The 14016-nt window shown below is 38.2% G+C and carries 13 protein-coding genes; 10 read left to right on the top strand and 3 right to left on the bottom strand.

From position 1 onward, the window contains the following. Window positions 1-33: 33 nt before the first annotated feature. Complete coding sequence (recJ, locus tag JWR87_RS04195) at window positions 34-1776, bottom strand: single-stranded-DNA-specific exonuclease RecJ (protein ID WP_297815965.1); 1743 nt, start codon at window positions 1774-1776, stop codon at window positions 34-36. A gap of 3 nt (window positions 1777-1779) precedes the next feature. After that, complete coding sequence (locus tag JWR87_RS04190; protein WP_297815963.1) at window positions 1780-2742, bottom strand: polyprenyl synthetase family protein; 963 nt, start codon at window positions 2740-2742, stop codon at window positions 1780-1782. Window positions 2743-3001: 259 nt separating this feature from the next. Between JWR87_RS04190 and JWR87_RS04185 the strand changes: the two genes are divergently transcribed. The 10 genes from JWR87_RS04185 (at window position 3002) to JWR87_RS04140 (ending at window position 12435) form a co-directional block, all read left to right on the top strand. Next, the gene (locus tag JWR87_RS04185) at window positions 3002-4531 is read left to right on the top strand and encodes an OmpA family protein (RefSeq protein ID WP_297815961.1); all 1530 of its coding nucleotides are present in this window, start codon (window positions 3002-3004) and stop codon (window positions 4529-4531) included. Window positions 4532-4696: 165 nt separating this feature from the next. Further along, window positions 4697-6343, top strand: coding sequence for an OmpA family protein (locus JWR87_RS04180; RefSeq protein WP_297815959.1), 1647 nt, complete (start codon window positions 4697-4699; stop codon window positions 6341-6343). Window positions 6344-6479: 136 nt separating this feature from the next. Continuing rightward, a complete protein-coding gene (gene bamD / locus JWR87_RS04175) occupies window positions 6480-7295 on the top strand; it encodes an outer membrane protein assembly factor BamD (RefSeq protein ID WP_297815956.1) in 816 nt (271 codons plus the stop codon). Then, window positions 7270-7611: a DNA-directed RNA polymerase subunit omega gene (locus JWR87_RS04170; protein WP_297815954.1), complete on the top strand. Its 342-nt coding sequence runs from the start codon at window positions 7270-7272 to the stop codon at window positions 7609-7611. The genes bamD and JWR87_RS04170 overlap by 26 nt, the downstream gene beginning before the upstream one ends. Before the next feature lie 67 nt (window positions 7612-7678). After that, complete coding sequence (gene coaBC / locus JWR87_RS04165; RefSeq protein WP_297815953.1) at window positions 7679-8881, top strand: bifunctional phosphopantothenoylcysteine decarboxylase/phosphopantothenate--cysteine ligase CoaBC; 1203 nt, start codon at window positions 7679-7681, stop codon at window positions 8879-8881. Beyond that, entirely contained in the window at window positions 8868-9791 is a 924-nt protein-coding gene (locus JWR87_RS04160) for a DUF4835 family protein (protein WP_297815951.1), read from the top strand. The genes coaBC and JWR87_RS04160 overlap by 14 nt, the downstream gene beginning before the upstream one ends. After that, window positions 9788-10150, top strand: a complete 363-nt coding sequence (locus JWR87_RS04155; RefSeq protein ID WP_297815950.1) for a DUF4296 domain-containing protein — start codon at window positions 9788-9790, stop codon at window positions 10148-10150. The genes JWR87_RS04160 and JWR87_RS04155 overlap by 4 nt, the downstream gene beginning before the upstream one ends. Before the next feature lie 171 nt (window positions 10151-10321). Continuing rightward, the gene (locus tag JWR87_RS04150; protein WP_297815948.1) at window positions 10322-11026 is read left to right on the top strand and encodes a CoA transferase subunit A; all 705 of its coding nucleotides are present in this window, start codon (window positions 10322-10324) and stop codon (window positions 11024-11026) included. A gap of 5 nt (window positions 11027-11031) precedes the next feature. Next, entirely contained in the window at window positions 11032-11772 is a 741-nt protein-coding gene (locus JWR87_RS04145) for a hypothetical protein (RefSeq protein WP_297815946.1), read from the top strand. Between the two features lie 6 nt (window positions 11773-11778). Continuing rightward, window positions 11779-12435 carry a CoA transferase subunit B gene (locus JWR87_RS04140; protein WP_297815943.1) on the top strand — a complete coding sequence of 219 codons (657 nt, stop codon included), beginning with the start codon at window positions 11779-11781 and terminating at the stop codon, window positions 12433-12435. Between the two features lie 18 nt (window positions 12436-12453). On the opposite strand, the gene JWR87_RS04135 is transcribed toward JWR87_RS04140, so the two are convergent. Next, complete coding sequence (locus tag JWR87_RS04135) at window positions 12454-13848, bottom strand: hypothetical protein (RefSeq protein ID WP_297815938.1); 1395 nt, start codon at window positions 13846-13848, stop codon at window positions 12454-12456. Window positions 13849-14016 lie beyond the last annotated feature (168 nt).

The following is a 14016-nucleotide window of genomic DNA, read 5'->3' as shown; positions in this document are numbered from 1 at the left end:
TAAAAGATGATGCATCTTATAAAGCATGGGAAGTTATTTAAAGTTGACATCTTTTTCCATATAAGGTTCGACCGCAGTATCTGCAGCAGGCCTTAAATCTATGACTTTCAATTGCAAAGATTTCTGCCCATTCCAGTCATTTTCTTCTAGAGTAAATACTATATCCAGAGGGTTTTTATTTTCAATCAGGGTGAATTTTTCAGCCATATTAAAGCCGATACCTTTAAAGCTGCAATTATGTTGTTTTAGACAAAACCTAATATGCTGATCTTTTACCAATTTTGAATTTCCAGAATCCACCACATTTTTGACGACGAAGACTGGACGTAAGTTCTCCGGACCGTAGGGTTCCATTTGATTAATGATATTATAAAAAGAGTGTGTTAATTCATTAAAAGATACTTCCGCATCAATAACAATTTCAGGTGTTAGAGAATCCTGGTGAATAGTTTCACTTACTACCTGTTCGAATTTGTTAGTGAAAGCTTCGATATTTTCTGGCAGTAACGTCATTCCTGCCGCAGCAAAGTGCCCCCCGTACCCTAGTAAGTGTTCTTTACAGGCGTGAATGGCCTCATACAAATTAAACCCGGGAACACTTCGCGCACTTCCTGCAGCTACTTCGCCACTCCTGGTTAATACAATCGTGGGTCGATGGTAACTTTCTATTAACCTCGATGCAACTATCCCAACCACACCTTTATGCCAATGCTCCTGGTAAACTACTGTAGATTTGCGGTTTGCCATGTGTGCATTCTCTTCTATAAGCGCCAAAGCCTCCTCTGTAATGGTAGTATCTGCTGTACGTCTTTCCGTATTATCAATATGAAGCATTTCAGCAAATTCTAATGCCCTGTCACAATCTTTTTCTATAAAAAGCTGCACGGCTTTTCTTGCATCGTCCATTCTTCCGGCAGCATTAACCCGCGGAGCGATTATAAATACCAGGTTTGTGATAAACATTTCTTTTTGGACTCCGGCTAATTGCATCAATGCTTTTATTCCATTGCAAGGATTTTTATTTACTCTTTGTAATCCAAAATAGGCCATCACCCTGTTCTCGCCAGTCATTGGAACTATATCAGCCGCAATGGCGGTGGCAAGAAGATCTAAATAGCACAGATAAGTTTCATCTGGCAGCCCTAATGTTTCTGCTATTGCGGTCATCAGTTTAAATCCTACGCCGCAGCCACATAATTCTTTGTATGGATATTTGCAGTCTTCTTGTTTTGGATTGAGTATAGCTACCGCAGGCGGCAATTCGTTGTCAGGAAGATGGTGATCACAAACGATAAATTCAATTCCTATTGTTTCTGCGTATGAAATCAGGCTAGCGGATTTGATGCCGCAATCGAGAGATATAATTAAGGTAAAGCCTTTTTCTTTAGCAAAATCGATCCCTATTTTAGATACTCCGTAACCTTCACGGTAACGATGGGGAATATAAAAATCTACATTTTTATAAATGCCTCTTAAAAACTGGTACATACTGGCAACGGAAGTGGTTCCATCTACATCATAGTCCCCATAGACTAAAATCTTTTCGTTCTTACTTTTTGCTAATAAAATTCTATCAACTGCCTTGTCCATGTCCTTCATCAACCACGGATCTAAAAGGTGTGAAAGCTGCGGCCTAAAGAAATTTTTTGCTTTCTCAAATGAATCAAAACCTCTTTGAACGAGTATTTGGCATATCGTCTGATTTATTTTTAGGGCTTCTTGTAAAGCAATTACTTTTTCATTTTCCGCCTCTAATATTTTCCACCTTTTTTGCATTTGCTAATAGTTTCGATCCGTTGTATATCTTACCAATTCTTCTAATCCTTTCCTTACCTCATTATCAGGAAAACTATACAAAACTGCCAATGCTTCATCCCTATAATTGAACATTTTTTCTTTAGCATATTCAATCCCACCTGCTTTTTGAACTTCGTCAATTACAAACTTTACCTTGTCCTTATTTGTATTTTCGTTTTTAACTATATAAATTAATTTTCTTCTTATAGAAGAGCTGGTGTTGTTAAGGGTGTATATTAATGGCAGGGTAAGTTTTTTTTCTTTTATATCATTGCCCGTAGGTTTTCCAATCTTTTCATTTCCATAATCGAATAAATCGTCTTTTATCTGAAACGCAATTCCCACCTTTTCTCCAAAAGTTCTCATTTTTTCAATTGCTGCTGCATCAGTGAAAGTTGTGGAAGCTCCGGCAGCACATGAAGAGGCAAGTAAAGATGCTGTTTTGTTCTTAATTATTTCAAAGTAGACGTCTTCTTTTAAATTCAGATTACGCGCTTTTTCCAGCTGTAAAAGCTCTCCTTCACTCATCAATTTAATGGCGTTTGACAATATTTGCAACATTTGAAAATCGCCGTTGTCAAGAGATAGTAGAAGTCCTTTGGATAGCAGGTAGTCGCCTACTATTACTGCTATTTTGTTTTTCCATAACGCATTGATAGAAAAGAAACCTCTTCTTTCTAATGACTCATCTACCACATCATCGTGTACTAAAGTAGCGGTATGAAGTAACTCTACTAATGAAGCTGCTCTATATGACTTATCATTTATCTCCCCTCCCAATTTTGCGCTTAATAGAACAAACATTGGCCTTAGTTGTTTACCCTTTCTTTTTACGATAAACTGCATGATCTTGTCGAGTAATGATACATTGCTCTTAACGGCCCGTTTAAAATGAAGTTCAAACTCTCTTAACTCCCCAGATATTATTTTTGCAGCTAATTCCATTTCAATAGTTGCCCGCAAGTTAATTGTATTCCTATTAACAGTAAACCTGAAAGTAATTGTTTAACCAATGGGAAAAATCTTCTACAGGAGAACCTGAATATTCCTTTATAAATGGCGTCTAATGAATTCATTTTAAGACTGGTATAATTTTTTTATAATTTAAAAAGAAATCGTAATTATTTGTTTATTCATTCTCAAAGCATATTTTTGCCGGGAATCTTAACAATATATCCTATTACAAAAAATATAAAACACTTCTATGGCAAGTAACAAGTACATTTTAATGCTAGGCTTAATCAGCCTATTTTCCTCTGCAGCCTTTGGACAGCAAAACGATGCAGGGTACGATTGGAGAGACTCTTCCAAAATTCCTACAAAGAGCCTCCCTCAGCAGAGTGAGTTTTTGAATAACCAGTATCCTTATCCAGCTAAACCAAGAAGCATGTGGGAACTAGGTTTTGCAGGTGGTAACAATATGGTGGTTGGTGATATAAGACCTAAAATGAATGTAGGTGGAGCAATAACTTTAAGAAAGGCTGTTTCTCATACGTTTTCATTCCGATTCGGTTATTTTGGCGGGTATGCTCAAGGGTATCCAAATTTTCCTCAAAGTCAAACACAACCTGCGGTTCGTGCGTTTCAAAACTGGAAACATTCTGCAGCAGTGGATGTAATCGCATCATTAAATCCTAATAGCCACTATCGTGGGAATCCAAAGACTAATGTATATGTATTAGGTGGACTTGACCTGATAGCTACTAAGGTGTTCACTAGAGGTACTGCTAATACCCAGATTGACGGGGCTTACGGAACTTTCTATGGTAGAGGTTTTGCAAGCAATCAAACAGGTATCTTCAGAACGTTTGGAGGAAGTGAAGTGGCTGGAAGAAAAGGTTGGGCATTACTTCCAGGTGGAAGTGCAGGTGCCGGAATAGCGTTTAAGTTGAGCCCTAAAGTAAATATAGGATTGGAGCAGAGGTTTACTTTTGTAAACTATGATTTCTTAGATGGTTATGAAGCCCCCAATAGCAGAAATTTTGATATGTACAGTTTTACCAGTGCTAGATTGAATCTAAATCTTGGTAGTACTGCAAGAAGAGTACAACCTTTATGGTGGTCAAATGCAAATAATTTTGTTTATAACGAAATTAACCGCCCTCAACACATGAAATTGCCAACGCCTGTTCTTCCTGATGCTGATGGCGATGGTGTGACTGACCAATTTGATATGGAGCCTAACACTCCAGCAGGTGCTCCGGTTGATGCACGTGGAGTAGCAAAAGATACGGATGCAGACGGTGTTCCGGATTACAAAGACAAAGAGCTTCTTACTGCTCAGAAATGTTTCCCTGTTGATGCTGATGGTGTAGGTAATTGTCCTGAACCAGCTTGTTGCACAGAATTAAGAGCAAGAATTGATAGCGGTCTTGTAGGAGCTGCTTGTAATATTGGTAATTTGCCAAGTATTCAGTTCAGAGCAGGAAGAGCAACACTTAGCAAAGATGCAATGACATTATTAGCAAGTGCGGCTGCACAAATTAAAGCAACTCCAGATTGTAGAGTTAGAGTGATAGGACATGGAGCAAGTGACAAACGTGCGCAGCAATTAAGTTGGGATAGAGTAAATAGTGTTATTAGATATTTAGTAGAAAGACAAGGTATTAGTGAAGACAGATTTATCTTCTCCTATGGAGAAGAAGGTGATCTAAATACTGTTGATCTAATGGGTACTAAAGAGACAGGACCAAACACAGTTCCTGCTCCTCATCCAAACTTGAAAGGCAGATAATTCTCATCGCGCACAATATTTAGAAATGCCCTTCGTTTACGAAGGGCATTTTTTTGTCAAATTCTAATAATCTTTAACGTTATTGCAACTTTTTCAGTTTCTTTGTTCTCTCAGTCAGTAGGTTATAGTCCTGAAAAAATTAATACAGCAACCATTTTTAACTCTATGAGAAAAATATCTACATTATTAACTGGTTTTTTATTGATAACGGCTATTGGTTTTTCGCAACTTGGCGGAACCCACAACTACTTAGATACCTCCTACATAGCCCCACGAAACCAGGCCCAACAATCTGACTTTTTAAACAATAACAGCAGTTTTCCAGCTAAACCACGTGACATGTGGCAATTAGGTGTTTTTGTAGGATTGCCGTATGTTGATGGTGACGGTCCTATGGCCTTCAAAGGTGCAGGTTCGGGGTTAAGTAGTTATGCATGGGGGGGAGGTATTTCTATTAGAAAGGCGATGGGTTATGTTGTTTCAATAAAGGCTTCACTTGGTTATTATAATATGCAAGGGCTTGATTATCAGCGGAACAGGAATTTCAACAACCATCCTTTTCTTCAGCAAAATTATCTTACACAAACCGGTGGGTATATTCACAATTATCACACAACAGCAATCGTCCCTTCATTAGAGGCTTTGGTTTCTTTGAACAACATAATGTTTCATAACCGGCAGAGTCGCTGGAACACATACTTGTTAGCTGGTTATACTGCTTTTGCGTATGAGACAAAAATGGATGTAGTTGATGCAAACGGATCTCCATATCCTTTTCAGACAGTTAGTATTTCTGCACCTAGAACCGAAATCAGGGATCAGTTAAGAAATATGCTAGACGGTAGTTACGAGACTGTTGCATTGACAAATGACAGAAGGCCTACATTCGGGAATTATAATCTTCGGCATTCTTTTAGCGCGGGTTTTGGTGCAGAGTATAGAATTGCTAAAAAGACGTCTTTAGGCTTAGAATACAAACGTATTATGACCAGGGACGACTATGTTGACGGTTGGTTTCGTCAGAGTGGAGATTTGGTAAATCCTGTTTTTACTTCCGAATGGGATAACATAGGTTTTTTATCACTTAGTGTTAATCAAAACCTGGGGAATTCGAAAAGACGTATCCCGCCACTGTGGTGGATGAATCCTTTGGAGTTTGCGTATAGTGAGTTGAACAACCCAAAACATATGAAGCTTCCAAAAGTGAGATTGGATGATGCCGATGGTGACGGAGTTACCGATCAATTTGACTTAGAGCCTAATACACCTCCGGGTGCACCGGTGGATACACATGGCGTCTCTAAAGATACTGACGGCGACGGGGTGCCTGATTATAGGGATAAGGAGCTGCTTACTCTTCAAAACTGTTTCCCGGTGGACGAAGATGGCATCGGTAATTGTCCCGAGCCTGAGTGCTGTAAAGAACTTAGAGATCTCGTAAAAACAGGTGGTCCAAACGATTGTAGGATCACAGATCTACCTAGTGTTCAATTTAATGGAAGTGGCGTTAAACTATCGCGCGAAGCACAATCCATCCTTAGTAATGTAGCTAATCAATTAAAAGCTAATCCAACCTGTAAGGTTAGGGTTTCGGGTCATGGAGCTTCAAGTAAAGCTGCCCAACAGTTAAGCTGGGATAGGGTAAGTGCAATAATCCGTTACCTGGTTGACAGGCAGGGAATATCTAATACCAGAATTATTTTTGAATACGGAACAGAAGGTGATCCAAATACAGTAGACCTTATGGGAACAACTGAAGAAGGTCCTAATGCAGTTCCTGCACCTCATCCAAATCTTCAGAAAATTAAGTAGAAGAATAAATTAGTAACTATAATAAAAAAACACTCTGTAGAGTGTTTTTTTATTATAGAATTATTAACTAGAGCTTTTATTGCTTTAAATCTTTCCTTGTCTAATTTGCCTGTTTTCGATTTATTATTATCTATTTATGGCTAAATACGCTTACGTACTATTTCTTATCATCATTTTTTCTTCGTGTTCCAATAAGCTCTCAAAGACTCTTAAGAGCACAGATAATGAGTATAAGTTGAAGATGGCTGAAAACTATTATGCTCAAAAAAAGTACAATAACGCGCAACTTCTATTTGAAGATCTTTTTCCTGTTTTTAAGGGTACCGCACGCTTCGAAGACCTTTACTATAAATATGCTTACTCAGCGTACTATTTGAAAGACTATGTTACCTCCGAGAATTTGTTCAAAACATTTGTCGAGACTTTTCCAAACAGTACAAAGGCTGAAGAGGCAGATTTTATGCGTGCTTTTTGCTATCACAAACAATCTCCTAAAGCTGAATTAGACCAAACAAACACTACTAAAGCTATGGGACAAATGCAGGCCTTTATTAACACTCATCCTCTTTCTGCCCGCGTAGCTGAAGCTACGTCTATAATAGACGAGGCGAGGGCGAAACTGGAAGTAAAAGATTTTAAAAGTGCTGAGCTTTATTATAACCTTGGATTTTATAAAGCTGCGGCGATAGCTTTTAGTGCTTTGATAGATAATTACCCTGATACTGGTAAAGGTGATGAATATAAATTAATGGTAATTAAATCGTATTACCTTTATGCTAATAACAGTATAGAAGAAAGGCAGTCAGAGAGGTATGATAAAGTAGTTTCTGAATGCACCGATTTCATAGACAGGTTTCCTGAAAGTAAACTTGCAAAAACGGTTGATTTTTATAAAACACAATCTTTAAATAATATAAATTTAAAAAATGAGCAAACTAAGAAGGCAGCTTAGTACAAATACAGCGAGCGTTGTTGAAACGAAAAGTCTGGTTGATATTAAAGGTAGAACAGGTAATTTATATGAGTCTATTGCTATAATTTCTAAAAGAGCCAATCAAATAAACATAGCTTTAAAAGAAGAGTTGCATAATAAACTTGAAGAATTTGCCACTCATACAGATAGTTTGGAGGAAGTGCACGAGAATAAAGAGCAGATTGAGATTTCAAGAGCGTACGAGAAAATGCCAAACCCTGCCATTCTTGCAACACACGAGTTTATGGATAATAAAATCTATTATCGCAAGAATGACTCAGATCTTTTCAGCTAATAATATTCATCGAACCTTAATAAAAAACGGCAGTTATTAAACTGTCGTTTTTTATTAAAACTAATAAATGCTCAACAGCAAAAAAATACTTTTAGGAATAACAGGCAGTATTGCTGCCTATAAATCTGTATTTATTGTTCGTTTGTTGGTTATAGCCGGCGCTGAAGTAAGAGTGGTGATGACGCCTGCGGCAAAAGAGTTTGTTTCATCTCTTACACTAACTACTTTAAGTAGAAACAAGGTACTATATGAAATAGCTGATGAAGATACCTGGTCAAATCATGTAATGTTAGGAAGGTGGGCAGATGTCATGTTGATTGCTCCCTTAAGTTGTAATAGTTTGGCAAAGATGGCTAACGGAATTTGTGATAATTTGTTGCTTGCCACTTATCTCTCTGCCACTTGCCCGGTAGTAGTAGCCCCGGCAATGGACGAGGATATGTGGCGTCATCCTGCTACTACTAGAAATATTAAAACATTGGAGGGATTTGGTCACTCGGTTATTTCTGTTGGAAAAGGTGAGTTGGCAAGTGGGTTATATGGTGAGGGAAGGATGGCAGAACCGGAGAATATTGTTACCTATCTGAGTGAAAAGTATTTTAGAAGTAATGATTTAAGAGGCAAAAAAGTTTTGATAACGGCGGGCCCGACTTATGAGGCGATTGATCCGGTGAGGTTCATTGGAAACTATTCGAGTGGGAAAATGGGGGTAGCTATAGCGGAGGCTTTTTATGAAAGAGGAGCAGATGTTCATATGGTTTGTGGCCCTGTTAGTATTGATGTTTGTTATAAGGGTATAGAGATTACAAGGATTACTTCAGCAAATGAAATGAATGGGTTTGTTGAGGCGTTATTTCCATCAACTGATATTACTGTAATGGCTGCTGCAGTAGCAGATTACACACCTAAGTTAGTTGCGAAAGAAAAAATTAAGAAAAAAGAGGACGAGCTTCACCTTGAATTGATTAAGACAAAAGATATTTTAAAATCGCTAGGGGCTTTAAAAAATGATAACCAGTTTCTTGTGGGGTTTGCCTTGGAAACAGAAAACGAACACGAGAATGCTAAGAAGAAGCTGTTATTTAAAAATGCAGATTTAATAGTATTAAATAGCTTGAGAGATGCATCTGCGGGGTTTGGAAAAGATACTAACAAAGTAACCATGTTTGATAAAGCAGGACATGTTTTTGAGTTTGAAGCCAAAAGCAAAAAGTTGGTGGCAATTGATATTGTAGATTTAATTATTAAAAAGCTGAATGAAAAAGAATAGTCTTTTATTGCTGCTGTTTATAGCTGTCTTGCACCTGGTAAGCGATGGGCAGGAATTGCAGGCAAAAGTAACAGTGGTAGCCAGCCGTGTACCTAATACAGTAGATAAAAAAGTATTTCAGACTCTTCAATCGCAGCTTACAAATTTTATCAATAACCGTAAATGGACGTCGGATATTGTGCAGCCGCAAGAGAGAATTGAATGTAGTTTTTTGTTAAATATTGAAAGTGTAGTTGAGACAAACGTTTATAAGGCTAGTTTGACAATACAAGCGGCACGGCCTGTTTATAACTCTTCATATTCTACCGCCCTTATCAATTTTCAAGATGCAGATGTTACCTTTAGATATGTAGAGTATCAGCCGGTAGAATTTAATGAAAGCCGCGTGCAAGGATCTGATGCATTGGCAAGTAACCTGACTGCCACTTTCGCTTATTACGTTAATATTATTCTTGGATTGGATCATGACTCTTTTGGACCGAAGGGAGGCGATGTATATTTTCAGAAAGCACAGAACATAGTTAATAATGCCCCTGAGAATAGAAATATTAGTGGCTGGAAGGCCTTCGACGGCTCACGGAACAGGTACTGGTTGGCCGAGAATTTATTAAATACACGGTTCAACCTGGTTCATGATGTAATTTATAATTACTACAGGCACGGCTTGGATTTTATGTATGAAAACCAGGTGGAGGGAAGAACTAAAATTCTTAATTCTTTAGCGCAACTGCAAAGCATTAACCAGGATAATCCGAATTCGATGATCGTGCAATTCTTCATGATTGGCAAATCACAGGAACTTATTCAAATATTTAAAAAGGCTTCGCCGCAGGATAAATTAAGGGCAATAGAGGCTTTACAAAAGCTGGATGTAGCAAACGCATCGAAATACCAACAGGAATTAAAATGAGAAAGATTACGATCATCTCTTTTTTGATTATTTTTTTTGGTTGTACATCAAGCCCTGTACCTAAAGAGATACTTCGGCCCGAAAAAATGCAGAAGATCGTGTATGATCTCATTCGTATTGACGAATTCGTAAATAGTTTTGTTGTCAAAGACTCTACAGTTGACGTCAAAAAGAAACGAAGTACTTTGTATGAGCAGGTGTTTAAAGTAAACAAGACTTCCAGAAAGGAGTTTTATTCAAGCTATAAGTACTATCAACAGCATCCGGATCTTCAAAAGGGGTTATTTGATTCGTTGTACGCAGAAGTGGATCGCAAGAAAATAGAAGAAAGAGTTAAACCAGAGAAAGCAATTAAATAGGAAAATAGGATTTTCGCCTTTTTTAGTTGTTCGTGTTTTTAGCAAACAAGGCTAAAGCTCAAGTAAGAGGAAACGTACAAGGGTGCGACGCAACCGCAGCTAAATTGAAAATTATTGTTTGAAATCAAAACGAATTCTTCACGCTACTACTCTGCAGTATAAATTGTATTTATGAATAAAGTATTTAAAAATGCTGATGATGCAATTGAAGATGTTGGCGATGAAAGTACAATAATGGTAGGCGGATTTGGCTTGTGCGGGATACCCGAAAATTGCATAAACGCACTGGTAACTAAAAATGTAAGACAGCTGAAATGCATTTCGAATAACGCCGGTATTGATAACTTCGGCCTCGGAATGTTGTTGCAGACAAGGCAGATTAAAAAAATGATGAGCAGCTATGTTGGAGAGAATGCGGAATTTGAAAGGCAACTTTTAAGTGGCGAGCTAGAGGTGGAATTGATTCCACAAGGCACGCTGGCAACGCGCATACAAATGGCAGCAATGGGAATACCTGCTTTTTTTACACCCGCTGGTTATGGTACTGAAGTAGCTGAAGGTAAAGAGAGCCGCGAGTTTAATGGAAAGATGTATTTGATGGAGCATGCTTTACATGCAGACTTTGCAATGGTAAAAGCGTGGAAAGGGGACACTTTAGGCAACCTCGTCTTTCGTAAAACTACCCGTAATTTTTCTACATCTATGGCAAAGGCTGGAAGTATAACCATTGCTGAAGTGGAACACCTGGTTGCTCCGGGAGAACTGGACCCAGACGAAATACACGTTGCAGGAATATATGTGCATCGAATTTTTGAAGGTAAGAATTATGAAAAACGAATAGAGCGAAGAACAGTTCGTTTTAACAATCAACAGTAAAGACAATGTTTATTTCTACAAAGTATTTGGTCACGAAGTATGGAGTTGATGATACAATAGCACGTTTTTTTGTAGATAGAGAACCACCTGCAAACAACTTGTACTGGCATGAGAAGCTGTTATATTTAAGGCCGGCACCGGGTTATTTGTTTATTCCACTTATTGTTGACTTATTGTATAAGTTAGGGCTTGATAAGGGAAAGTTACTTTCGGAAGAATTTATAAGTACAATGGAGGGCATTGGCCATGTAAGCGCACTAGAGGAAATAAAAAAGATTTCTGCAGAAGAGGCAATTAGAAAATGTGAAGAGTTGGTAAAAGAGGTTTCTGTAAACGCCCTGTGGTTAAATAGTGTCAGCGAATATTTTGAAGGTAAAAAAGATAACATTTTCAATAGGCTAGCAACGCCTTTTAAATCTTTGCACAGAGGGGATGTTTTTTTATTTTCTTTAAGTGCCCTGGATTTTTCGCCTTCTTTATTCGAAAGGATAGCAGAACAATGGTTCGCAATCATTAGCGCATTACTGTTGCTGGATGATGCAGAAGATATAGAAAGCGACAAAGAAACAGGAGATGAAAATGCCTATATAGAAAGCGGTTTACATGCTGAAGGGATTGGCCGCATAGCCGGGTTAGTTAAGCAGGACGTAGAAAAAATTGCTACAGTTAATCCTGTTATGGCCGCCGAGTTAGATGCGCAGCATAAAAACCTGCTCGACAAGCACGGCTTTTTAAACACTAAATAAGTACACGTGAGTTTAGATAAATTTGGTATTGCCCGACGGATAGCCCAAGAGTTGCAGGATGGAATGTATGTGAACTTGGGAATAGGCATTCCAACTTTGGTAAGCAATTATATACCAGCAGGCATGACGGTAATATTTCAAAGTGAAAATGGAATTTTGGGCATGGGACCTTACCCCATTGAAGACGAAATTGATGCAGATCTTATAAACGCAGGAAAGGAGACGGTGACTGTTATACCCGGAGGCGCTTTTTTTGACAGCGCAGAGAGCTTTGGAATGATAAGGGCAGGCAAGATGGATCTAACTGTTTTGGGTGCTATGGAAGTAAGTGAAACAGGAGACATTGCTAATTGGAAAATTCCAGGTAAGATGGTTAAGGGCATGGGGGGAGCGATGGACCTGGTAGCAAGTGCAAAAAATATAATTGTTGCCATGCAACATACCAACCCTAAAGGTGAAAGCAAATTGTTGCCTGCTTGCACGCTTCCCCTCACCGGAGTACGTTGCGTGAAAAAGATAGTTACTGACCTGGCTGTTGTAGATGTTACGACCGAAGGTTTTGTGCTACGTGAAAGAGCACCGGGGGTGTCTGTGGATGAGATAGTTGCTAAAACAAAAGGAACGTTGATCATTCCTGACCATGTTCCCGCGATGATGTTATAATCGTTTATTAGAATAATACTATAGGGCTAAATAACCGGTCCAGAATTCGAAAGCTCTCCCTTTACGTTCGTCTGGTAAAAAAAATCCTGCTATAGACATCGTTTTGTAGCTAACAAAGCTGTCTTTGTCAGCCTGCCCCTGAAAGTGAACCGATCTCCACGTGCCCGTATTCAAATAAATTTTACTTCTTTTTTCTTTATTATTGTCCATATAAGAGTTCATAGGAACAACTTCAGCATAATGGGTATGACCCATTACAAAAAAATCTTTTTCTTCATCTTTCGAAATCTCTATTGCATGTTGCTTATAAGACTCAAACTGGTCTCTGCTGAAACCCAAATGACCGATTACATTACCTAGAGATTCGATGCTGAAGAGATCAGCAACCATTCCTGCCAGTTTCATTTTTAAACTTAACCAATAATTTTCTGATATTATTTCGTTATGACAAAAACCCTCTATTACCGACTCCAGGGCTTCACTTATCGCTTTATTAACTACGTCGCTATCAAGTTTTGTTTCTTTTAATACCTGTGTTATCCATGCCGGTGCAAGACTGTATGGTCTTAGGTTGTCTATTTCCCGCAGTTGTTTTATAAAGATTGTTATTTCTTTCTCAGTGCCGGCACTTTTAGGACTTTTTCTAATGTATTCTTCTATTTTTTTTGGGATTTCATTTAGCATCTTAATAACAACTACATCCCCTACTGAAGATGCATCACGATGTGGCGGCTGGTAATTGCTTTTATCAAAACGGTCACCGTGCTCGGCAAATACCCTGTGGGCTTCCTGTATTTCCTGTACTGCTTTACTATCGTTGTAAGCATATGGAAAAGGCTTGTTTTTTTCATTAGCCAGGCCAAGTGCATCTATTACTTTGTTTCGTATGCTGTTTATACGATCGTCTTTAATATAAAAAAACCAGTCATGATTGCCGATCATGTAATAGATATTCACCCTTATAGAGACCTTTTCATCGGTTGCCTTATACTTTATTTTTTTTATAGCTTTTTCGTCTTCGCTCGCACTCGCCATTTCCTTTGGAATTAATAAATCACCTTCTGAAAGACCTTTTAGGATACTAAAAGAAGCAGCATTGAAATCAAGAACAGCAGATCCTATTTTTTCAACATTTTCAAAAAAATCATCCTGCCTCTCTTTCGTCCATGGCATTAATGTATCTAAAGCTTCGTTCCATTGCTCTGATCTTATCATATCAAGAATATCTCCTAATAAAATAATGTCTAACTGCTCTATTGGTTTATAATATTCCCTGTTGTCTTTATCGCATCTCCACGAGGCATCGTATGCCATATCACTTATCCTGTTTTTAAATAACCTAAACGCCGAGTCACTGATTATTTCACCTGAGCTTCCATCAGTTAAATGAAGATCGCTGATAATTACGAGCATAGAAAGAATTGGTTAAGAAGTAAGGGTTGATTTTGGGTCGAGTTAGAAAAGTATACAAATACCTGTAGAAAACTAAATTTTATCAGGCCAGTTTTTATTTATTTTACTATTCATCATTCACCGATTTTTAGTTTCAGTATTCCCGTACCTGCTATTTCCGAACCCATT

Origin of the sequence: Segetibacter sp., from assembly GCF_025963695.1 — a bacterium.
Taxonomy (GTDB): Bacteria; Bacteroidota; Bacteroidia; order Chitinophagales; family Chitinophagaceae; genus Segetibacter.
The sequence above is the reverse complement of the archived record's forward strand: the minus strand, read 5'-3'. Positions and strand labels throughout refer to the sequence as shown.

Excerpts from the sequence above, each read along its gene's own strand:
- JWR87_RS04160 (WP_297815951.1), top strand. The coding sequence starts at position 8,868 with ATGAAAAAGAATAGTCTTTTATTGCTGCTGTTTATAGCTGTCTTGCAC.
- JWR87_RS04190 (WP_297815963.1), bottom strand. The coding sequence starts at position 2,742 with ATGGAATTAGCTGCAAAAATAATATCTGGGGAGTTAAGAGAGTTTGAA.
- JWR87_RS04135 (WP_297815938.1), bottom strand. The coding sequence starts at position 13,848 with ATGCTCGTAATTATCAGCGATCTTCATTTAACTGATGGAAGCTCAGGT.
- bamD (WP_297815956.1), top strand. The coding sequence starts at position 6,480 with ATGGCTAAATACGCTTACGTACTATTTCTTATCATCATTTTTTCTTCG.
- JWR87_RS04150 (WP_297815948.1), top strand. The coding sequence starts at position 10,322 with ATGAATAAAGTATTTAAAAATGCTGATGATGCAATTGAAGATGTTGGC.
- JWR87_RS04180 (WP_297815959.1), top strand. The coding sequence starts at position 4,697 with ATGAGAAAAATATCTACATTATTAACTGGTTTTTTATTGATAACGGCT.
- JWR87_RS04155 (WP_297815950.1), top strand. The coding sequence starts at position 9,788 with ATGAGAAAGATTACGATCATCTCTTTTTTGATTATTTTTTTTGGTTGT.
- JWR87_RS04145 (WP_297815946.1), top strand. The coding sequence starts at position 11,032 with ATGTTTATTTCTACAAAGTATTTGGTCACGAAGTATGGAGTTGATGAT.
- coaBC (WP_297815953.1), top strand. The coding sequence starts at position 7,679 with ATGCTCAACAGCAAAAAAATACTTTTAGGAATAACAGGCAGTATTGCT.
- recJ (WP_297815965.1), bottom strand. The coding sequence starts at position 1,776 with ATGCAAAAAAGGTGGAAAATATTAGAGGCGGAAAATGAAAAAGTAATT.
- JWR87_RS04170 (WP_297815954.1), top strand. The coding sequence starts at position 7,270 with ATGAGCAAACTAAGAAGGCAGCTTAGTACAAATACAGCGAGCGTTGTT.
- JWR87_RS04185 (WP_297815961.1), top strand. The coding sequence starts at position 3,002 with ATGGCAAGTAACAAGTACATTTTAATGCTAGGCTTAATCAGCCTATTT.